The sequence below is a fragment of the Halobacillus shinanisalinarum genome (assembly GCF_022919835.1).
In the GTDB taxonomy this organism is placed as follows: Bacteria; Bacillota; Bacilli; order Bacillales; family Halobacillaceae; genus Halobacillus_A; species Halobacillus_A shinanisalinarum.
The window spans coordinates 3365343-3384899 of the sequence record NZ_CP095074.1; the positions used below are offsets into that span (position 1 = coordinate 3365343).

The 19557-nt window shown below is 40.0% G+C and carries 20 protein-coding genes; 13 read left to right on the plus strand and 7 right to left on the minus strand.

Going from position 1 to position 19557, the window contains the following annotated elements:
* Nucleotides 1-107: 107 nt before the first annotated feature.
* Nucleotides 108-263 carry a DUF1540 domain-containing protein gene (locus MUO14_RS16690; RefSeq protein ID WP_244751730.1) on the minus strand — a complete coding sequence of 52 codons (156 nt, stop codon included), beginning with the start codon at nucleotides 261-263 and terminating at the stop codon, nucleotides 108-110.
* A 366-nt stretch (nucleotides 264-629) separates the two neighbouring features.
* Here MUO14_RS16690 and MUO14_RS16695 point away from each other — a divergent pair, with 366 nt between their 5' ends.
* The 4 genes from MUO14_RS16695 to MUO14_RS16710 all read left to right on the plus strand — a co-directional run bounded on the left by MUO14_RS16695 (nucleotide 630) and on the right by MUO14_RS16710 (nucleotide 4637).
* Nucleotides 630-1271 (plus strand): endonuclease III domain-containing protein, encoded by a 642-nt coding sequence (locus MUO14_RS16695; protein ID WP_244751731.1) that lies wholly within the window; start codon nucleotides 630-632, stop codon nucleotides 1269-1271.
* 207 nt (nucleotides 1272-1478) lie between these two features.
* Complete coding sequence (locus MUO14_RS16700; protein ID WP_244751732.1) at nucleotides 1479-2102, plus strand: TetR/AcrR family transcriptional regulator; 624 nt, start codon at nucleotides 1479-1481, stop codon at nucleotides 2100-2102.
* Between the two features lie 13 nt (nucleotides 2103-2115).
* Nucleotides 2116-3033, plus strand: coding sequence for an ABC transporter ATP-binding protein (locus MUO14_RS16705; protein ID WP_244751733.1), 918 nt, complete (start codon nucleotides 2116-2118; stop codon nucleotides 3031-3033).
* On the plus strand, nucleotides 3033-4637 hold the full coding sequence (locus tag MUO14_RS16710; RefSeq protein WP_244751734.1) for an ABC transporter permease: 1605 nt from the start codon (nucleotides 3033-3035) through the stop codon (nucleotides 4635-4637). Before MUO14_RS16705 ends, MUO14_RS16710 begins: the two co-directional genes overlap by 1 nt.
* Before the next feature lie 61 nt (nucleotides 4638-4698).
* On the opposite strand, the gene MUO14_RS16715 is transcribed toward MUO14_RS16710, so the two are convergent.
* Nucleotides 4699-5211: a BsuPI-related putative proteinase inhibitor gene (locus MUO14_RS16715; protein WP_244751735.1), complete on the minus strand. Its 513-nt coding sequence runs from the start codon at nucleotides 5209-5211 to the stop codon at nucleotides 4699-4701.
* 185 nt (nucleotides 5212-5396) lie between these two features.
* Here MUO14_RS16715 and MUO14_RS16720 point away from each other — a divergent pair, with 185 nt between their 5' ends.
* From MUO14_RS16720 to MUO14_RS16745, 6 genes are all read left to right on the plus strand, one after another.
* Complete coding sequence (locus tag MUO14_RS16720) at nucleotides 5397-5870, plus strand: hypothetical protein (protein ID WP_244751736.1); 474 nt, start codon at nucleotides 5397-5399, stop codon at nucleotides 5868-5870.
* Nucleotides 5867-6388 carry a hypothetical protein gene (locus tag MUO14_RS16725; RefSeq protein WP_244751737.1) on the plus strand — a complete coding sequence of 174 codons (522 nt, stop codon included), beginning with the start codon at nucleotides 5867-5869 and terminating at the stop codon, nucleotides 6386-6388. Before MUO14_RS16720 ends, MUO14_RS16725 begins: the two co-directional genes overlap by 4 nt.
* 387 nt (nucleotides 6389-6775) lie before the next feature.
* On the plus strand, nucleotides 6776-7042 hold the full coding sequence (locus MUO14_RS16730; protein WP_244751738.1) for a hypothetical protein: 267 nt from the start codon (nucleotides 6776-6778) through the stop codon (nucleotides 7040-7042).
* Between the two features lie 531 nt (nucleotides 7043-7573).
* Nucleotides 7574-8038, plus strand: a complete 465-nt coding sequence (locus MUO14_RS16735) for a helix-hairpin-helix domain-containing protein (RefSeq protein WP_244751739.1) — start codon at nucleotides 7574-7576, stop codon at nucleotides 8036-8038.
* 178 nt (nucleotides 8039-8216) lie between these two features.
* Nucleotides 8217-8720 carry a hypothetical protein gene (locus tag MUO14_RS16740; RefSeq protein ID WP_244751740.1) on the plus strand — a complete coding sequence of 168 codons (504 nt, stop codon included), beginning with the start codon at nucleotides 8217-8219 and terminating at the stop codon, nucleotides 8718-8720.
* Between the two features lie 57 nt (nucleotides 8721-8777).
* Nucleotides 8778-9329 (plus strand): GNAT family N-acetyltransferase, encoded by a 552-nt coding sequence (locus tag MUO14_RS16745; RefSeq protein WP_244751741.1) that lies wholly within the window; start codon nucleotides 8778-8780, stop codon nucleotides 9327-9329.
* Nucleotides 9330-9465: 136 nt separating this feature from the next.
* Here MUO14_RS16745 and MUO14_RS16750 read toward each other — a convergent pair whose 3' ends face one another.
* The 5 genes from MUO14_RS16750 to MUO14_RS24390 form a co-directional block, all read right to left on the minus strand.
* Nucleotides 9466-10794: an APC family permease gene (locus tag MUO14_RS16750; RefSeq protein WP_244751742.1), complete on the minus strand. Its 1329-nt coding sequence runs from the start codon at nucleotides 10792-10794 to the stop codon at nucleotides 9466-9468.
* A gap of 195 nt (nucleotides 10795-10989) precedes the next feature.
* Nucleotides 10990-12471, minus strand: coding sequence for an aldehyde dehydrogenase family protein (locus MUO14_RS16755; RefSeq protein WP_244751743.1), 1482 nt, complete (start codon nucleotides 12469-12471; stop codon nucleotides 10990-10992).
* Between the two features lie 54 nt (nucleotides 12472-12525).
* The gene (locus MUO14_RS16760) at nucleotides 12526-13920 is read right to left on the minus strand and encodes an aminotransferase family protein (protein WP_244751744.1); all 1395 of its coding nucleotides are present in this window, start codon (nucleotides 13918-13920) and stop codon (nucleotides 12526-12528) included.
* Between the two features lie 22 nt (nucleotides 13921-13942).
* The gene (locus MUO14_RS16765; protein ID WP_318036042.1) at nucleotides 13943-14722 is read right to left on the minus strand and encodes a hydantoinase/carbamoylase family amidase; all 780 of its coding nucleotides are present in this window, start codon (nucleotides 14720-14722) and stop codon (nucleotides 13943-13945) included.
* An 11-nt stretch (nucleotides 14723-14733) separates the two neighbouring features.
* On the minus strand, nucleotides 14734-15180 hold the full coding sequence (locus MUO14_RS24390) for a M20/M25/M40 family metallo-hydrolase (RefSeq protein ID WP_255822129.1): 447 nt from the start codon (nucleotides 15178-15180) through the stop codon (nucleotides 14734-14736).
* A 187-nt stretch (nucleotides 15181-15367) separates the two neighbouring features.
* Between MUO14_RS24390 and MUO14_RS16770 the strand changes: the two genes are divergently transcribed.
* The 3 genes from MUO14_RS16770 (at nucleotide 15368) to MUO14_RS16780 (ending at nucleotide 19549) form a co-directional block, all read left to right on the plus strand.
* Nucleotides 15368-16756, plus strand: coding sequence for a sigma-54 interaction domain-containing protein (locus tag MUO14_RS16770; protein ID WP_244751745.1), 1389 nt, complete (start codon nucleotides 15368-15370; stop codon nucleotides 16754-16756).
* A gap of 191 nt (nucleotides 16757-16947) precedes the next feature.
* The gene (gene aguA, locus MUO14_RS16775) at nucleotides 16948-18045 is read left to right on the plus strand and encodes an agmatine deiminase (protein WP_244751746.1); all 1098 of its coding nucleotides are present in this window, start codon (nucleotides 16948-16950) and stop codon (nucleotides 18043-18045) included.
* A 196-nt stretch (nucleotides 18046-18241) separates the two neighbouring features.
* The gene (locus MUO14_RS16780; RefSeq protein WP_244751747.1) at nucleotides 18242-19549 is read left to right on the plus strand and encodes an aminotransferase family protein; all 1308 of its coding nucleotides are present in this window, start codon (nucleotides 18242-18244) and stop codon (nucleotides 19547-19549) included.
* The last annotated feature ends 8 nt before the right edge of the window (nucleotides 19550-19557 follow it).

Here is a 19557-nt window from a genome sequence, read left to right on the forward strand (position 1 = left end):
TTCTTTTAATTTACATTAGGTTAAGTCTATTCAAGCAAAAAGGCTCTTCTAATTTAGAAGAGCCTTTTCGTTCGTATGATCATCTCAATCGGTAAAAGGGAGTAGACTTAGCCTTTTGGTTCAAACGTTTTGCAATCAGTTTCCTCTGTTGTTTTGGCTTTTGCCTTTTTGTGGGTAACCACGTAGATTCGGTCGGCATTACAAACGTTGCCCTCACCCCAATAAGTGCAATTATTTACCTCGCAAAGCACATCTTTAGCCATATTAAACACCACCCTTCACCTTTATCATTTGCAAAAAAAGCTAAATAATGAAAAAAGCTGTGTGTGTTCAAAAAGTTGACGAATAAGAACGTCGACACTAGCACGTCCTGTGCGTCGCCAGAAGGTCGAGGCGCAAAATTTTTGGGAACCACAGCGTATGACTTTCCTACGTGAGGATCGAAAAAAAACGAGCAACGAAGAAATTCGCCGTTTTATCATTCGGTGATTTTTTGAAGATCTTTTGTATTGAATGAAGGGTATAACAAGCCAATCTGTTATGCTTTCTTGCTCTTCCATCCAAGTGGAATGTTTTCATAATTAAACCTGATATAATGGAACTGCTGCAGAAAGAAAGTGGAGGTAACAATGAAGAACGAATATCAATTCATTTATAACAGGCTGTTCGAGCATTATGGCCCTCAAGGCTGGTGGCCAGCTGAGACAAGATTTGAAATGATGATTGGATCGATCTTAGTTCAGAATACAAGCTGGCGTAATGTTGAAAAGGCCCTGTTAAAAGTTAAGACTTATCTAGAACCTGAAGCAATTGAGAATTTACCTCTCGATGAACTTGCTCAACTTATCAGGTCAAGTGGTTTTTTCAATATAAAGGCGAAGAGGATAAAAGCCTACTTAGAGTGGTTTAAAATATATGATTATGATGTCGATAAGATTAAAAAGCTGGAAAGGGGATCACTGCGGAAAGAGTTATTGGCTATAAGTGGTATTGGTCGGGAAACAGCTGATGTTATGCTGCTTTATGCATTTGAAAAGCCAATATTTGTAGTGGATGCTTATGCTAGAAGGATTTTCTATCGGTTCGGATTGGATATGCCAAAATCATATGATGCGTTTAGACAGCAAGTGGAGGCAGAGTTGCCAAAAGAATTGAGGCTGTTTGATGAATTTCATGCCCTTCTAGTTGAACATGCGAAGGAGCATTGTAGATCAACACCTATGTGTAACCAATGTCCGTTAGTGGATCGTTGTGCTAAAAGATTAGACTAGCTCTAGTTTGTTAAGCAGAATGTTCGAGAGGGCTCTCATATAGCTCCTGATATTGATATTATCAGAAAGGATTTACAAAGAAATGAGATGACTTTTTAGTAGCAAAAAAAGCATTGACCAATGTGGTCTAATAACGCTACACTTAAATCGACCGAAGTGGTCTATTTAGTTGGAGGAAAAAATAATCTTAAAAAAGGTTGTTTGAATATGACAGAGACATTTAAGAACCTCGATGATAACAAACAAAAGCGGGTTTTAACGGCAGCACTTAAAGAATTTGGTGAGAACGGATTTGAGCAAGCTTCAACAAATCGAATGGTAAAGGGTGCTGGCATAGGAAAGGGAATGCTCTTTTACTATTTCAAAAATAAAAAGGAGCTTTATCAATATTTAATTGATTACAGTCTCGACTTCACGATTAATGAGTATATAAACCTTATTGATACGGCAGAACCCGATTTTATCGAACGGCTTCTGCAAGCCTCCCGAATTAAAATGAAGGCATACACAGAGAATCCTGCTCTTTTTAATTTTCTGGGCACCCTTCTATTAACTGATGAATCAGAAATACCTGCGGCTTTAAAAGTTCGAATTGAGGAATTACAAAAGCTAGGTTATTCGAAGTTGTATGAAAATATTGACAGGAGATTATTCCGAGATGATGTCGATGTAGAGAAGGCATTTCAACTGATTCGCTGGTCGATAGAAGGGTATCAGAACGAGCTAACAAACCGGCTTAAAGGTCAAAAAATGGCCTCAATCGATTTTGAGCCGTATTGGGAAGAATTTTACGAATATATTGAAGTGCTAAAATCATGTTTTTATAAATAGAGGAGGATTAGACGTGGCCATACTTAGAACAAATAACTTAACGAAAAAGTTTGGGAACTTTACTGCCTTAGATAGTGTTGACATTGAAGTGAATAAAGGAGAAGTTTATGGTTTCATTGGTCCTAATGGTGCTGGAAAGTCTACTACTATTCGTTTGTTGCTGGGGATTATAAAGGCAACAGCAGGGGAAGCAAAGATTTTTGATATGGATGCCTGGAAAGAAGCAGTTGAAATTCACAAGCGTATTGCGTATGTTCCTGGAGATATGAATTTATGGCCGAATTTAACAGGTGGAGAAGTTATCGATTTATTTATGAAATTACGAGGAACAGAAAATAAAAGCAGACGAGAGGAGCTAACCAAGAAATTCGATTTAGATCCGACCAAAAAGTGTGGAACTTATTCAAAAGGTAACAGGCAAAAGGTCGCGCTTGTCGCCGCCTTTTCCTCAGATGCAGATTTGTATATTTTAGATGAGCCGACATCGGGGCTTGATCCATTGATGGAAAGGGTGTTCCAAGAATGCGTGTTGGAAGCGAAAAGAGAGGGCAAAAGTATTCTGCTTTCCAGTCACATTTTATCCGAAGTTGAAAAATTATGTGACAGAGTCGGGATTATTCGCCAAGGACGAATGATCGAAACCGGTACTTTAAATGAGCTGAGGCACTTAACAAGAACAACTTTTCTTCTCGAGACGAAACAACCCATTACTGCTTTACATGAATTAAAAGGTGTGCACGATATTAGAGAGAAAGATCAAGCACTTTCATTTCAGGTGGATACCCCTGATATGGAGCATGTGATCAAGTATGTAAGTCAGTTTGGAGTAGTAAAATTAGAAAGCGCACCACCGAAATTAGAAGATTTATTTATGCGTCATTATGAGGGGGAGCATCACACGGACACATCGGAAGCTGGAGGTGCGTCGTAATGTCAAGGCGGTTATACAGTAAATCGATGGCGCTCTCACGTTTCATCGTACGGCAGGATCGTGTGCGCATTCCTGTTTGGTTAGTGGCGTTATCTGTTTTTACATTTTCAGTGGCCTTGTCATTTACTAAGTTATACGCGACAAAGCATGATAGAGAGGCTATTGCTGAAACAATGGTTAACCCTGCCATGACAGCTATGGTCGGTCAAGGGTACGGGTTAGACAACTATACGTTTGGAGCTATGATGGCCCATCAAATGTTACTTATGACGGCGGTAGTCGTTGGAATTATGAGTATTTTACTTGTTACACGTCACACAAGGGCAGAGGAAGAGGATGGGCGTGTTGAAATGATTCGCTCTCTTCCAGCTGGACGATTAGCTAATTTAAATGCGACAATTTTCATTTTGTTTGGCACGAATGCATTGTTAGCGTTATTAATTGGATTTGGGCTGTATGGATTAGGAATTGAAAGCATGGGTTTGGAGGGATCCCTTCTATATGGCGCAGCTTTAGGGGCGACCGGATTCTTTTTCGCAACCATTACTGCACTGTCTGCCCAACTTTCGAAAAGTTCCCGTGGGGCAACTGGTCTATCATTTGCTGTTCTAGGGCTGGCCTATCTTATGCGTGCAATTGGCGACGTGGGGAACGAAACCCTTTCATGGCTTTCCCCACTTGGCTGGGTGCTAGGTGCGGAAGTTTATGTTAATAATTATTGGTGGCCGATTTTACTAACCGTAGGTGTGGCAGCGGCGTTAGCTGTACTCGCACTTTACCTGAATGCTATCCGTGATTTGGGAGCCGGTTTTTTTCCATCAAGGCCTGGAAGGAAATATGCCACAGCGTTTTTACGAAGTCCGCTTGGTCTTGCTCTAAGACTTCAGCGCACGGGTTTAATTGCTTGGGGGATAGGTATATTTATGATTGGAGCATCTTATGGTTCAGTATTAGGTGACCTGGAGTCTTTTTTCGCAAATATAGATATGATGGAAGACCTCTTAACGCCTGTGAAGGGAATTTCGCTAACAGAACAATTCATACCGATGTTAATGTCAATCCTGTCCATTATTAGTACCATTCCCGCCTTAATGGTAATGTTCAAGCTTAAAGTCGAAGAGAAAAAGAATCGAACGGAACATTTGCTAGGTCGAGCGGTGTCCCGTAAGCGTCTAATGGGGAGCTACTTCATTCTATCTATTTTTGTTGGAATTGTGATGCTGTCCCTTGCTGCTATTGGTTTAGGGGTAGTCGGGGGATCCGTTATGGATGATGCGATTGGTTTTAGTACTTTCTATAGTGCAGCAATGGTTTATTTACCCGCGATGTGGATTATGATTGGCTTCGCAGGATTGTTTGTTGGTATGGAACCGAAATTAACTGGCCTAACCTGGTTATACTTAATCTTTTCCTTCATAGTTGTTTACATGGGCAGCTTATTTCAATTTCCGGACTGGGTAAGTAAACTATCACCGTTTGGTCACATTCCGCGACTTCCTATTGAAGATATGAATTTTATGAAGGCCACTATATTAACAATTTTTGCAGTGATTCTAACGATTTTGGCCTTTATGGGATATAATAAGCGGGATATTCAAGGTTAAACATATGCTTTAAAAGTTCGAGCCCTCTAAATGCTAATGTATTATTGGAAAGAGGGCTTTCTTATTCTATAGTGAATGAGGTTTTTGCCTTTATCTCAGGCATGGTATGCAAAACAGCAGTGATATCATACGTTCCTGGCTGCAAAGCTCCTGGGATATCCAGCTTGTACTCGATTACCTCTCCTTGTTTCAGGGTGATTGGTTTCTTTTGCTCATACTGAGGCTTCCTTTTTGATATCTCATAGACCGTTTTTCCTCCCTCATTGGTAATGAAGTATGTATAGGATGCTTTTCCTGAAAGAACTAGTTCTTGGACTCGTTCTGTCTGGTTCTTTATTTGAAAGGATGCCTGCGTACCGTTGACTTCAAGTGTTGGTTCTAACTTTCCTGCTACAATACCACCAGAACCTCCTTGATCATCGTTCCCCTTCTCTTGGGTTCCATCCTCTTCCTTTTCTTCTACATCCTCCTGTTGATTGTCTTTATCAGGTTGGCCTTCTTGCTGTTGTGGGTCCCCGCAAGCTGATAGAACAACGGCTAATAATAAGAATACTGATAATAGGATCATTCTCATGTGATTTTTCTTCCTTTCTGGAAAATTGCTTCCTTTAACCACCATATATCTATTTTACTCGAAAAGCTCCCTATTTAAAAATGATCAAGAATCTTTCCGCCCTTCAAATAGATATCCTTTCTTTGAATCGTATACTTTCACTTTGAAAAACACATAATAACGGCAATGATAAGGGAGGTTAACTTATGGCGTTTGCTGTGTTTTTCTTTGCTTCATGGCTAGTATTAACACTATTTTTAGTCATTCCAAAAAAGTTGTCAATAATCGAAAATACGTTTGTGTTTTTGATCATTCTAGTGATTAGTATTAATTGGACATGGATTATTTATGAAGAAATAAAACTCATTAAATCAACAGAAGAGACAATGGAGTACACGGCATTTTTGCTGTTTAGGAGTGTAATCATTCCTATGATTTTAGTAACGCAATTAAATCTGCTTTGTCGAGCAAACAAATTCACCAAATCCTTATTAATTCTGAGTACATCTTTAGCGATATTGCTCTTATTGACGTTCCTTTCAACTTTCTTTAACATGGCGAATTATATTAAGTGGAACATAGGTTATGATGCCATATATTATTTGAGCCTTCATGTAATAGCTTATTACTCCCTCAAATTCTTTAGAAAGAGTGCCCAGAGTGAGGTGAAGTACTCATGAGCTTATGGGAGAGTTTTGATAAAAACGAAATATCCATATTGCTTTTCGTTGTCGTAGGTTATGCTTTCTTATTCTTGCTTCCTAAAAAGTTCACTCGCGAGATTACGTTATTATTTTTGTTATGGGGATTTACGATTGGGGTTTTATTCGACTTTACAATCGGCGGCGGGCTCGTTGACTTTTTTAAGCTGAACGATTCAAACGGTTACCGATTATTTGACTTTTTGTACTATCTTTTATTTGCGCCTTTCAGTTACCTTTTTATTTACTTTTATGAATCTTTTAGAATTAATAAGAAAACCTTCATATGGTACATTGTGGCTTGGGCCGGGATTGGTGTGGGGATGCAATGGGTTTTCACCCTGGTAGAGATCGTTCAATTCCAGAAGGGATATAAGATCCCTTTTTCTTTTCCGATTTTTTTAATGACGCAAACGATAACTGGTCTATACTATGAGTTTGTATTTTCAAGATTCAAAGTGCTTAAAAGTGGTTTAAAAAAGCCTCGAGGCTACTGAAAAACTGAAAAATATTTCTAAATGTAGTCGGTCGGACATTTAAATAGAAAAGACTCCGATTGATGCGAGAAAGTGGGCAAAAATAGATAGGTTAATTTTGTAAATACGCATATATGGTTTTAAATCGTGCATATATTTTTAGAATATTCATCTTTTGAATAATTGATTGTTGCTACTGAAAAACGTTGGAGTTTTTCAGTGGCCTCTTGAACTTCGGTAGGTTTTTAAGGCAAAACATGATTGTGGTTACGGAGTTTGTCCCCAAAGTTATAATTTTGCCACAAGTTATATTGAAAAACTGTGTAGGGAGTAATTGATTAGGTACAAGTTATAATGGCTGGTCTTTCTCAACCGGTCGCTTTCTTTGAATAATGAAGGACACCGTCGATGCAGTTTAACGCAATTGGTAATATAATAGCCGCAGCCATTGCGATTTCTATTGGGACGGCGATTTGGAACGGGACGTGGGTTTCGATTATCTTGCCTCTTCTCCTCTTTGGACCTGAACTTCTGATGGATTTAACGGATTTTCAAGAAAGCACGAGGGTGGTCGTATCCAGCGTACTTATGTTTGCGGGAGTGGCATGTATAAAAAAGAGAATAATTTTGGGGAAAAGGCCGTTTAGGGGCTGTCTACTTACTTATAACTATTGAGCGCATTCGTAACAAGAATTGCGCTTATTTTTTCTAATGGATATTGATGGATAGAGGAAGGACTTTATATGAAGAAAATAGAAAGTTATAAAGTCAACTGATATTAGTGTAGGTAATTATTTCGTAGGGAGTTATTACATGAGAAAAATACAGGAGTAACATTTCAAATAAGAGTATCTGATTATGAAGAGGGTATAAAATGGTACGAGAAACTTTTCAGTAGAAAACCCGATTTCATTCCTCATGAGGACTTTGCCGAATGGGAAATCACTCAAGATGCATGGCTTCAGGTTGCAAAAGGGCAGCCGACAGTCGGGAATGGCCCTTTACGGTTAGGGGTAGAAAATATTGAAAGTGAGAGACTGCGGCTAATGAAAGAATCGGATTTCAAGATTGAAGGGGTTAACACAAGAGAAGGTGTGCCAGCAGCATGGTGTACGTTTGAAGACCCATATGGTAACAGGATTGGTCTATATCAGGACCTTTAGGGCTGCTATTTCAAAGTGATAGAAGGTGTTAGGAGGGCGAACGATGAGTGGGAACAAGAACCCTAAGCTGCCTTTTGAAAAAGATGAAAAAGCTAAATTAAGGAAGGCAAAAGTGAAAATAAGCGACATTCATAATAAGGAAGTAGATGAACTGTCTAAGATTCTTTGCGTGCCAATGAACCGAGCTAGACTAATAAAAGGCCTAGCAAGCTTTCAACTAGTTCCTTCCATTGGCGAGAAGTTAGCTGAAAAAATTGTACATAATCTTGAAATCAATTCTTTACACGAAATTCGGGATGAAAATGGTGCCGAACTATTTGATAAGTTAGAGAGCAACCTGGGTGTCTGGACTGATCCATGTGTAGAAGATCAGATTCGATGTGTCATCTATTATGCTAATCACCCTAAAAGCAATAAGCAATGGTTCGATTTTACTGAAGAAAGAAAACTATATCGCCAAAGAAATGGTTATCCAGAATCAAGGCCGAAAAAGGCCTGGTATGAGTGAATTAGGAAAAATGTAATGATTTTAAAAAAGCTATGGGCATGTCTATCTTTTTATTCTGTTTCGAGCCTTTCTAATAGTGTGGATGGGTACCGTGCTTGTTCCCCGATGTTTTAGCTAAAGGCCAGTAATACTAGAGAACAACTATTCTGTCATTCAAAAACGTGAGGGAGTGAATGATTTGAAGAAGTTATTATTTATTCCTCTGGCAACTGGATTATTCTTATTAGCAGTAGTGTTTATCTATATAAAATTGAATTCTCCTTTAGTTACTCAAACTGCCGCTTCAGATACAGATGGTGAAATATTAGTAATTGACACAGGTAACAAAGGTTTTCAAGAAATAAATATAGAGGAAGTCATGATTAATGACGGTATACGTCCTGCTGAATTAAAGATTCAGGTCAGTAATCCATTAGAGGGGTACGTTGTTACAGATAACTTTGACCAATACGCAGGGGATTATATAATAAAAGATCTTGAAGAAGTCAGTCTTGAACCAGGCACTTCACCCATCAAACAAATGGAAAAAGTGAATAGTGGAACGGCTACAGAAGACGATATCAGTTATGGACTTAGTATAGTGAATGATGAACCCATAACCGAAGTAGTGATTAAATATCGTTACCTGGGTTTCGATTTTAGAAAAACTGTTCCAGCAGATACGATACCTATTAATCAATGAGCTGCCGCAACTGACATTTTTATGAAGTACAAAGCTAAAACTAAGGGGAGGATTGTTATGTTCACATTAAAAGTTGATAAAGATTTATCATTGAAATTACTAGAAAAAGAAGATGCCAAAGACTTGTTTGCCCTAGTGGATGAGTCAAGAGATTCCCTAAGAAGGTGGCTTCCATGGGTAGATAGCATGAAACAAGAAGAGGACTACGGTACCGTAATCGAAATGTGGTTAAAGCAGTTTGCCTCTCACGACGGTTTTCAAGCCGGTGTTCTTTACAAAAATAACTTAGCAGGTGTGGCAGGATTTCAAAATATTGACTGGTCAAACCAAAAAACGAGTATTGGTTACTGGCTCTCTGAAAAATACCAGGGTTATGGGATTATGACTAGGGCTGTGAGAGTACTAATAAACTACGCTTTTGAAAACTATAAGCTGAATCGTGTTGAAATACAATGCGGTGTCGATAATCAAAAAAGCAATAATATTCCTAAAAGACTTGGTTTGAAGCAAGAAGGAATTATTAGGGATGGTGAATATTTATATGATCATTACCATGATTGTGTGGTGTACGGAGCCCTTTCTAGGGAATGGAAGACTTTAAACAATTGATCATTTAGTTATACTTATGTTTCTAGTACATAAAAAGCCAGCAGAATCCCACATTCTGCTGGCTTTTACTATGCTTCCTTAACTAATCGACCAAACTTCCGGGTGGAATTCAATACAGGCGAGTCTAATGATTGAATTATCCCTCAAGTTCATCAAATTCAATTTCTGGTGGCTCTTTCTTAAAAAAGCCTGTTGATAGTGTCAAATACAATACACCAAGTAAGGCCCAAACTAGCCCGATAATGATCGAATACAAATCAAGATTACTCCATAGATATAGAACAAATCCTAACCCAATTAAAGGCCCTATCAAATTGCTTAAGGTGGATCCGAATTCTTTGTGTCTAAAGTAATTTGTGATGACACATATATTTACGAAAGAAAAAGCAGTAAAGGCGCCAACGTTAATAAGAGATGTTGCTGTTCGTAAATCTAGGAAGAGCGCGGATAGAGATAACAGCCCAACTAATAAAATATTTGGTATTGGTGAGTTATATTTGGGATGCAGGTATCCGAAGAAACGTTTTGGTATGACTTCGTCTCTCCCCATTGCGTATAGTAATCTTGATGCACTTACCTGTGCTGCTAGGCCTGAAGCAAATACTGAGAATAAGGCGCCTGCTAGGAAAAAGGAGAGAAATAGATTTCCTCCTATTATTGACGCTATTTCAGGAGAAGCGCCTTCGATACTTTCGAATACTGAAACATCGGGAAAGAGGGATTGCATAAAGTAGGTAATGGTAAAGAAAAAGATACCACCTATTGATGCAACAAGTAATATAGCCCTTGGAATCGTCTTTTTAGGTTTAATTGTTTCTTCAGAAAGTGTGGTGATCGCATCAAACCCTATAAAGGATAAGGCAAGGAGAGCTGCTCCTGCAAATACTCCTGAAAATTCCATACCAGAAGGGATTAGTTCACTTAATGAAATGAAATGTTTGGGTCCTTCAGTAATGGCACGGACATTAAGGTATATGAAAATGGTCCCAACTAAAAATTGGAAGACGACAAGCAAGATATTGATTGAAGCTGCAATCTTCACTCCAAAGATATTTAAAATACTAATAATACTAATGAGCCCAATAATCCACACCCAACTTGGAACTTGAGGAAACCCTGATGAAAGGTAAATTTTTGCCAGCAAAGCATTGATCATAGGGAGGGCTAAGTAGGCAATAAAAGTCACCCAGCCAACAATAATTCCGACATACGGATTAATAGTATTTTTTGTGTACGTGTAGACAGACCCGGCAGTTGGGTGTTTTTTAACTAATTTTCCATAACTTAAAGCAGTAAAAAGAATGGCAATAAAAACTACAATATAAGCTAGAGGGACATGTCCTGAAGATACATCTGAGGCAATGCCAAACGTATCGAATACAGCAAAGGGCGACATGTAAGCTATTCCTATCGCTACGACATGAATTAACTTCAGCCTCCGTTGCAGTTGATTTTTCTCATTCATAAAACCATCCTTTCTGAATTATTTGGAAATTTATGGTTTTTGTCATTCGTTTCAAAGGGATCAATATGCAAAAATAATTATGATAAGTGTACAGCCTTATGAAATATGGAATTTAATGTATCCGCTTTCAATCGGTTATGCTTCTATTATCGATAGACTTACAATTAAGTCTATCGATAATAGTTACACAGCGTATTAATCTAGGTTAATCCACACGCTCTTCACTTCCGTATAATTGTCCAATGCATAGGATCCCATCTCTCGGCCGAAGCCGGATTCTTTATACCCCCCAAAAGGAGCAGCAGCATTCGTGAGGTTATAGCAGTTCACCCACACTGTTCCTGCCTTTAACTTCCTGGATATCTTGTGTGCACGTTTTAAATCTTCCGTCCAGAGTCCAGCTGCCAAGCCATAAGGACTGGAATTGGCCCGTGTGACTGCTTCATCAATCGTACTGTATGGCATGGCTACGACGACAGGACCGAAGATTTCTTCTTGAGCAATCGTCATGTGATCTTCTACATCTGAGAAGACAGTTGGTGTAACGAAGTAGCCTTCTTCTGATTTTTCTCCTCCAACTAACAGGTTTGCCCCTTCTTTAATGCCTTCGTTTATATAGGAAGTAACAATTTCTTGCTGTCTTTCAGAAACGAGTGGTCCCATTGTGGTGCTTTCGTCTAATCCATGACCTAATTTCACTTTTTTAGCATACGCTACTAGTTTAGCGACGACCTCCTCGTAAAGGTGATCTGGAATAAATACTCTAGATCCTGCACAGCACACTTGTCCCTGGTTAACCATGATTCCAGAGAAAACACCTGGAATGGCTTTGTCTAAATCTGCATCAGGTAAAATAATATTGGGCGATTTTCCACCGAGTTCTAACGTCACTCGTTTCATCGTGTTGGCCGCTTCTTTCATAATGGATTGACCAACAGGCGTTGAACCGGTAAAAGCAATTTTGTTCACCTCAGGGTGTTTCACGAGAGCTTCCCCAGCCGTTTTGCCAAAACCATTAATAATATTGATGACGCCTTTCGGAAATCCTGCTTCTTCAATAAGCTTGGCCAAGTACAAAGCAGACAGAGGGGTTTGCTCGGCAGGCTTCAGAATAATCGTACAACCTGTTGCGAGGGCGGGGGCGATTTTCCATAAGGCCATCATAATAGGAAAGTTCCATGGAATAATTTGTCCGACCACCCCGACTGGCTCATGCTCCGTATAATTGAAATAAGAATGTGAAATCGGGATCGTTTGCCCCGTCATCTTAGTCGTCCAACCGGCATAATACCTGAGTTGTTCGATGGCGTTAGGTAAATCGCTAGTCGTCATTTCTTTAATGGATTTACCATTGTCCAAGGTATCTAGTTGTGCCAGAACCTCAAAGTCACGTTCCATTAAATCAGCTAATTTATGCATTAATCGAGATCGATCATAGGAACTCATGGTAGGCCAGGTCCCCTCTTCAAAAGCCTTTGACGCAGCTTCAACAGCCACATCAACATCCTTTTTGCCAGCTGCATGAATGGCAGCTAGTACTTCTCCTGTTGCTGGATTTACTGTTTTAAACGTGTTGCCGTCTATTGATTCCTGCCATTCGCCATTGATAAATAATCTTTTTGGTTCCTTTAAAAAATCAGTTACTTTCGGGTGTAATTCCAATGCATGTTCAATCACAAGTAGACCTCCTGTTAGTAAAGATTAGGTTCTCACTGTTTGACACGTATTTTTCTAAAGCTTTTGTGAAAAAGCGGCTAATGAATCGTCTAAAATGTGGATGATCTTTTCCATTTGATCTTTATTAATGATGAGAGGAGGAGCGATAGCCACAATATTCATTCCCGGTTCAAAATCAAACGGCCTGATAAGTAATCCTCTTTGGTAACATTCCTCTACAAGGGTAGTGGCGGCTTTGACAGAATTGTCAAAAGGGGCATTGGCCTCAGGGTCCTCCATTAAATCAAACCCGGCTAGTAATCCTTTGGTTCTTCCCTTTGTAAGGAAAGGATACTTGTCCTCCAGGTGGTGAAGCCCTTTCTCAAGTGCTTGCCCCATTAGGTTTGCATTTTCAACAAGGCCATCTCGCTCGACAATTTCAATATTTTTTAATCCGACTGCACAAGCCGTTGGATGTCCGCTGTATGTGAATCCGTGTGCTAACATGTCATCATACTCCGCAATTGTATCGCGAATGTGTTCTCTCATGATTACGCCGCCAAGCTGAGCATATCCGCTTGTGATCCCTTTTGCGACCGACATGAAATCAGGCACAATGCCCCAGTGATCAACGCCAAACATTTTTCCGGTTCGGCCAAAGCCGCAGATTACTTCATCAGCAATGAGGTGAATATCGAATTCATCACAGAGTTTTCTAACGGCTTTAAGATATCCTTCGGGCGGCATGTGTACGCCGCCTGCGCCTTGAATAGGCTCTACAATGACAGCTGCAATCTTATCTTTTCCTTCCTTTTCAATAATGCTTCTAATACTGCCTTCATACTCAGGATGGCTTTTGTCCCCAAGCTCACAGTCGGTAAGGTGTGCTTTCGCATTATCTATATCAGGGTCAGTGGATCCTGAAAAATTGCGGTAAGCATCGATTCCCGTTGCTCGTTGGGCGGCAACCGTTACACCGTGGTACCCTCTCCTTAAGGAAATGATCTTTCTTTTTTCCGTATAGCCCTGTAGTTGCCAGTAAAATCTGGATAACTTGAATGCTGTATCATTTGATTCTGAACCACCAGAAGTAAAAAAGATTGTATTTAAATCGCCTGGTGTTAGAGAGGCTATCTTTTCAGCTAAACGAACGGTTGGCTCATTGGCATAACCATAAAAAGTAGAAGCGTAAGCAATGTTGGACATTTGCTGATAAGAAGCGTCAGCCAATTCTTTTTGTCCGTGTCCCAAGTTCACGTTCCATAGCATGGACACCCCATCAATATAAGTGTTGCCTTTCATGTCATGGAGATGGATTCCTTCCCCGCCTGAAAAAATAATCTTCGGACCAAATTGGGTCTGTGATTTAGGATTCGTAGATGGGTGAAGAAGATGTTTACGGTCTAACGATGATAATTCGCTGGCTAATGATTCTTGAGATGAATTCTTAACTAATTTGCTTTGACTCATAATAATCACTCCTAATTAAGTTTTACTCGTTGGCAGCTAGTTTTTGGATGACATAAAGAAGCGTGTTTGCCCCTTTCTCGATGTCATCATCTAAAGTGAGTTCCTGCTCGTTATGGCTGATGCCGTTAATACTAGGCAGAAAAATCATACCCGTATCAGCTAGTTTGTTCATGTATTTAGCGTCATGCCCTGGACCGCTGAATAGCCTTAAAGAGGAATACTCCCAATTGTGAGCCGCTTCAGAAATAGCATCTGTCACGGTTGGGGAAAATTGAACAGCGTCCGAGTTCCAATCTGTCGTGATCGTTACCTCGACATGATTCATTAAGGCAATGGTGCTTAGCTGTTCTTTAAGTCTTTCAATCGCGTAGGATCTCGTTTCATCATCCTCATGGCGGATATCAATCATAAATTCTACTTCCCCTGGAATTACATTGGTAACATTTGGCTTGACATGTACCTTACCAATCGTTGTTTTCAAACCGTCAATTTCTTTCGTTAACTCATTCATTTTTGTAATCATTTTGGAGGAAGGGACAAGCGCGTCTCTTCGATTCTCCATAGGTGTGGGGCCGGCATGATTGGTTTCACCTGTTACTGTAACGTTTAGCCAGCTCATGCCTTGAATACCTTCAACAACTCCAATCGACTTACTTTCACTTTCTAAGATCGGTCCCTGTTCAACGTGGAGCTCTATGAAATTTTTTACGCTCCTTAATCGGTTCTCTTCATTCCCTAAGCAATTGATTGCTTTCAGCGCATCCTCGAAGGATACACCCTCACTGTCTTTGATATTGTAAATGAATTCTTTTGTTAAGCTTTCAGATACTCCCCAGAGCCAAGCATGGGAGGCTCAAAACGTGCGCCTTCTTCATTAGTAAAGTTTATAATTTCTATCGGGTAATCGGTTTCAATATGATTCTCATTTAACACCCTGATGACCTCTAATGCTGTTAAAACACCTAGAATGCCATCATAACGTCCCCCGCAGGGCTGGGTATCTAAGTGAGAACCAACAGCTATAACGGGTTTGTCATTTAGTTTTCCTTTTCTTCTTCCATAAATGTTACCGAAATCGTCAATCCTGACATCCAAACCTTCGTCATGCAGCCATGTAATAAATTGATTTCTCATGACTCGATCTTCTTCTGTTAAGGCAAGTCGGTTTAGCCCTCCATTTTTAGTACAACCAATGGAAGAGCTTACTTTAAGCGTTTCTAGTAAACGCTGTCTGTTAACTGTCAACATCAGTGACTCCATATGCTCCCTCCTTACTCAATATATAATGCAAGTTCCATGCCAAAAAATAAAATTGCAAAAAATCGCGAGAAAATTAGATTTCTAATCTGAAAATTGATAATATATATTTAATTTAGAGTTGATATCGAAGCGAATTGAATCGGTTACGGTTCAATTAACGTGAACGATGTCGAGGGAGGTCGATGACATGAACAAAAAGTTTTTTGAGGATAGTCACTTTCACCACATATTCAACCATTTAAAAGATGGGATTTTTATAGCTGATCATAACGGGGTTGCTTTGTGGATTAATGATACGAGTACAAAGCAGATGGGGGCACCACGATCTCAAGTGATAGGAAGAAATGTTACGGAATTAGAAAACAATGGTTTGTTTACTCCGTCTGTAACAAAGATTGTATTAGAAAAGAAAGAGACCGTGACAAAAGTTCAAACTTCTAAAGGCCGGCAATATCTGGCAACGGGATATTTAGTAGACATAAAGGCAGATGATACCGAATATATCCTGGTACAAGTCAAGGACATCACAGAAACGGTCAGGGCTTCTTTTCAACTAGAAAAAGCGGAAACACTCCTGCAAAAGTATTGGGATGAACTTCAACAAATGAAGCAGAAACAAAGTGATGACGGTAAAAAGAGGTTAGTAATCGGCAAAAGCAAGAAGCATGAAGAAATGCTGGATTTAATCAGCAGGGTGGCGACAGTGGATGCGACCATACTGTTGAATGGGGAGACGGGTGTGGGAAAAAGCATGGTGGCTGAAGAAATTCATAAACGAAGCAATCGGCCTGATAAGCCGTTTGTTCAGATCAATTGTGGGGCCATACCAGAAACGCTGCTTGAATCTGAATTATTTGGCTATAAAAAGGGAGCCTTCACTGGGGCAAGCAGTGGGGGGAAGGTTGGTTTAGTAGAAAAAGCAAATGGAGGCACACTATTTTTAGATGAAATTGCAGAACTGCCGTTGACTCTACAGCCAAAGCTGCTTCAACTGTTGCAAAACAAATCCTTTATTCCCATTGGTTCAACAGATGTAAAGAAGGTGGATGTGCGAATTATAACGGCCACCAATCAAAACCTTGTGCAAATGGTAGAGGATAAGCAATTTCGGGAGGACTTATATTACCGGCTTAACGTTGTCTCTATACAAATCCCTGCATTACGAGAAAGGAAAGATGATATCCTTCCACTGATTTACCATTACTTTGATTCATTTAAAGCAAAATACAGAAAGACATCTACCTTAAGCAAAGACTTGCTTGCTTACTTGCAAAATTACAGTTGGCCAGGAAATATTCGCGAGTTGGAAAATATGGTGGAACGTTTAGTCGTTACCGCAAAGTCGAATACGATTGAGAAAAGCGATCTTTCAGATAAAGTATTGGAGGAAATTCAGCATAAGGAAAATTCCTATTTTAGTTCAAGTGGACAAAGTCTTCCTAACTATTTAGAGCATGTCGAGAAAAGAGCGATACAGGAAGCGAAAGTGCAACATCAATCTACAAGGAAGGCAGCGCAATCCTTAGGAATAACCCAATCTGCTTTCATGAGAAGATTGAAAAAATACAACCTCTAAAATAGTTGGGGCAATTTTAAAGGCGTGGTGAATCGATATCAGTTCACTTTAGTGAATTAAGCATAGTACAAGGTGCTTTTCTTTAAAAAGTAAGTTTCTTATTCCATGAAATTCAGGTTGATTAGGAGGAAATTGAAAGTGGCATGAAATTTGCATAGATGTAAACGACACTTATTTTAAGGGGGATAAACATGGTAGTAGATCTGAACAGTACGCCGAAGCCTGACGGGTTTAGAATGCCTGGGGAGTTTGAACAACATAAAGGTACATGGATGCTTTGGCCGACAAGAACCGACACATGGAGGTCTGGGGCTAAACCAGTCCAACGAGTCTATATCGAGGTGGCTAAGGCAATTTCAATGTTTGAGCCGGTCACGATGTGTGTAGCAGCAGAACAATTCGAAAATGCTCGTGCTCTTTTGCCAGACGATATTCGGATCATTGAACTTTCATCTAATGATGCTTGGATGCGCGATATTGGGCCAACTTTTGTTAAGAATGAGAATGGTGATATTCGAGGTGTAGACTGGGGATTTAATGCCTGGGGCGGGTTAGAGGAAGGACTCTATTATCCTTGGGACAAGGATCTCCTTGTCACGCAAAAAGTGTTGGAAATTGAACAGATCAATAGATATGATGCTACGGACTTCATATTAGAGGGTGGAGCCATTACCGTAGATGGGGAAGGAACACTCATTACAACAGAGCAGTGTGTCTTAAACCCCAATCGAAACCAGCTCTTGACAAAAGAAGAAACCGAAGAAAAGCTATCCCAGTACTTAGATATAGAGAAAGTTATTTGGCTGAAAAGTGGTTTGGTAGGGGATGAAACAGATGGCCATGTGGATGAAGTGGTATTTTTCGTTCGACCAGGAGAAGTGGCTATTGGTTGGACAGACGATCCCGAACATCCACAGTATACGGTGCTTCAGGAAGCCTTTAGGGTCCTTGAAGGAGCTACTGATGCCAAGGGTAGAAAATTAAAGATTCATAAAATATATTTACCGGAACAGGTAACATTGAGTGAATCGGAAAGTCTCGAAATCGACTTTTCCAATCATAGTTTTGAGCGGTCCACTGAAAAGACGTTTATAGCAACGTATATAAATTGTTATTTATGTAATGGTGGAGTGATTTTGCCAACGTTTAATGATCCACAGGACGAGCGTGCTGTTGAAACGTTTAAGAAAATGTATCCAGATCGCAAAATTGTTACAGTGAATACCCGGGAAATATCAGTCGGCGGTGGTAATATCCACTGTATCACGCAACAGCAGCCTTTACCTTAATATGCATAAGAACATAAGAGCTCGAGTTTTATCATAAAACTCGGGCTTTTATTTTTTGATAAAGAAGGTTAGAGAAGGGCGGTAAATAGTTGGCATGGGTCTTGCATTAATATTTGTGCAGGCCATTTGGAAAGGAAGGTGCTTCATTAGGAATCGTAGGAAGACTCGAATTCAATGATGTGAGGGGTGATTGACGGTGAGGAACGTAACGAATGTAAATCAGGAATTGTCAGAATTAGATAAAAAACACTTTTTACATCCGACATCTCCGATTAAACAACAGCAAGAACACGGTCCAGCGTTTATTTTTACAAAAGGGGATGGTGTATATCTTGAAGATGTAAATGGCAATAGGGTCATCGATGGAATGTCCTCTTTGTGGAACGTAAATATTGGACATGGCAGAAAGGAACTGGGTCAAGCAGCCATGGAGCAAATGAATGAGTTAGCCTTCAGCTCTTGCTTCGCGACATTCAGCAATGAACCAGCTATCAGGCTGGCGGCTAAGCTTGCTGAGATCACTCCAGGGGATTTAAGCACAACCTTTTTCACATCTGGAGGGTCGGAGTCCAATGACACGGCGTATAAGCTTGCCCGCCATTACTGGATATTAAAGGGCATGCCTCAAAAGAAGAAAATTATCTCGTGTGAAAAATCGTATCATGGGGTAGCGATGGGAGCGACGAGTGCCACTGGGCTAAAACCATTTAGAGACTTTACTAATTCGTTAGCACCGGATTTCTATTATACGGAACATTTATCTGCTCAAGCTTTACGTGAAACGATTGAAGCTGAGGGTCCGGAAACCATTGCCGCCTTTATTGCCGAGCCGGTTCAAGGGGCTGGTGGTGTTCATATCGTGTCTGAGGATTACTTTAAGGAAGTAAGAGAGTTATGTAATCATTACAATATTTTGTTGATTACAGATGAGGTCATCACAGGTTTCGGTAGAACGGGAAAGGCATTTGGAATGGAGCATTATGGTGTTACTCCAGATATGATGTGTTTGGCAAAGGGGATCACAAGTGGATATGCACAGCTCGGCGGGGTCGTTCTTTCCGAGTCTATTCATAAAGACTTCATGGAACGATCAAATGGGACACTCCTGCATGGCTATACCTATAGCGGCCATCCAATGGCTTGTGCCGTGGCTTTGCGTAATATTGAAATCATCGAAAATGAAAACTTGGTGGAGAATGCCCGAAACATGGGCGAGGAAATGCTGAAAGGCTTTCAATGGATACAAGGGGAAAGGGACCTTGTCGGTGAAGTTCGAGGATTAGGCTTGATGGGAGCTGTTGAAATTCTATCACAAGGAAAAGAACCTCTAGCTCCTGCGATTGTAAATGAAGCGGCAAGCCGGGGACTTATTTGCAGGTCTGTCGTCTTCGATAATCAAGATACACTCGTATTTGCACCACCGCTAACGATTAACAAACAAGAGGTAGAACAAATGATAGAGATTCTTCATGATGCAATTCATGCAATTGAACATAATTTATAAGAAAAATG

What these genes read in the sequence shown, in the direction of transcription:
- MUO14_RS16690 (WP_244751730.1), bottom strand. Translation starts at nt 263, where the DNA reads ATGGCTAAAGATGTGCTTTGCGAGGTAAATAATTGCACTTATTGGGGT.
- MUO14_RS16695 (WP_244751731.1), top strand. Translation starts at nt 630, where the DNA reads ATGAAGAACGAATATCAATTCATTTATAACAGGCTGTTCGAGCATTAT.
- MUO14_RS16700 (WP_244751732.1), top strand. Translation starts at nt 1,479, where the DNA reads ATGACAGAGACATTTAAGAACCTCGATGATAACAAACAAAAGCGGGTT.
- MUO14_RS16710 (WP_244751734.1), top strand. Translation starts at nt 3,033, where the DNA reads ATGTCAAGGCGGTTATACAGTAAATCGATGGCGCTCTCACGTTTCATC.
- MUO14_RS16715 (WP_244751735.1), bottom strand. Translation starts at nt 5,211, where the DNA reads ATGAGAATGATCCTATTATCAGTATTCTTATTATTAGCCGTTGTTCTA.
- MUO14_RS16720 (WP_244751736.1), top strand. Translation starts at nt 5,397, where the DNA reads ATGGCGTTTGCTGTGTTTTTCTTTGCTTCATGGCTAGTATTAACACTA.
- MUO14_RS16725 (WP_244751737.1), top strand. Translation starts at nt 5,867, where the DNA reads ATGAGCTTATGGGAGAGTTTTGATAAAAACGAAATATCCATATTGCTT.
- MUO14_RS16730 (WP_244751738.1), top strand. Translation starts at nt 6,776, where the DNA reads ATGCAGTTTAACGCAATTGGTAATATAATAGCCGCAGCCATTGCGATT.
- MUO14_RS16735 (WP_244751739.1), top strand. Translation starts at nt 7,574, where the DNA reads ATGAGTGGGAACAAGAACCCTAAGCTGCCTTTTGAAAAAGATGAAAAA.
- MUO14_RS16745 (WP_244751741.1), top strand. Translation starts at nt 8,778, where the DNA reads ATGTTCACATTAAAAGTTGATAAAGATTTATCATTGAAATTACTAGAA.
- MUO14_RS16750 (WP_244751742.1), bottom strand. Translation starts at nt 10,794, where the DNA reads ATGAATGAGAAAAATCAACTGCAACGGAGGCTGAAGTTAATTCATGTC.
- MUO14_RS16760 (WP_244751744.1), bottom strand. Translation starts at nt 13,920, where the DNA reads ATGAGTCAAAGCAAATTAGTTAAGAATTCATCTCAAGAATCATTAGCC.
- MUO14_RS24390 (WP_255822129.1), bottom strand. Translation starts at nt 15,180, where the DNA reads ATGGAGTCACTGATGTTGACAGTTAACAGACAGCGTTTACTAGAAACG.
- MUO14_RS16770 (WP_244751745.1), top strand. Translation starts at nt 15,368, where the DNA reads ATGAACAAAAAGTTTTTTGAGGATAGTCACTTTCACCACATATTCAAC.
- aguA (WP_244751746.1), top strand. Translation starts at nt 16,948, where the DNA reads ATGGTAGTAGATCTGAACAGTACGCCGAAGCCTGACGGGTTTAGAATG.